We start from the raw sequence: 616 nt of genomic DNA, 5'->3' as shown, positions 1-616 counted from the left end.
TTATTGTGACGACCGGTGTTCTGCAGTCGATTCCGGACGACCTGTATGAAGCGGCGACAATTGACGGCGCGTCCGCGTTTTCGAAATTCAGGCATATCACAATGCCGCTGATTTTAATCGCAATGGCGCCGATTATCATCACGCAATTCACTTTTAACTTTAATAACTTCAACATTATCTATCTATTCAATGGAGGCGGTCCGGCTGTTCCCGGGTCAACAGCGGGAGGAACCGACATTCTGGTGTCCTGGATTTACAAATTGACGATGCAGTCGAGCCAGTACTCTTTAGCCGCCGCATTGACGATCCTGCTGTCGGTCTTTGTCATCTCGATCGCGCTGTGGCAGTTCAGACGGACAAATTCTTTCAAAGAGGGGGCTTAACATATGAAGAAAAGAAGATTCTTTCGGCTCCTTCTGACCTATTCTCTGTTGGTTTTTATGACAGCCGTTATCATATATCCTCTGCTTTGGACGGTGGGAGCCAGCTTTAATCCCGGCAACAGTTTGGTCAGTACTTCTATCATTCCGGCAAATCCGACATTGGATCACTATAGAGAATTATTTGCAGGAAAAGAGAGCCTTCAATACGGGCAATGGTATATAAACTCGCTGAA

1 protein-coding gene is annotated in these 616 nt (G+C 46.4%); it reads left to right on the top strand.

The features are described from left to right. A partial coding sequence (locus AC0QUY_RS42745; RefSeq protein WP_475391760.1) for a carbohydrate ABC transporter permease occupies nucleotides 1-383 on the top strand: 383 nt, incomplete at its 5' end. Nucleotides 384-616 lie beyond the last annotated feature (233 nt).

It is taken from the genome of Bradyrhizobium sp. WYCCWR15520, assembly GCF_056174665.1.
This window is presented reverse-complemented; position numbering and strand designations above follow the sequence as displayed.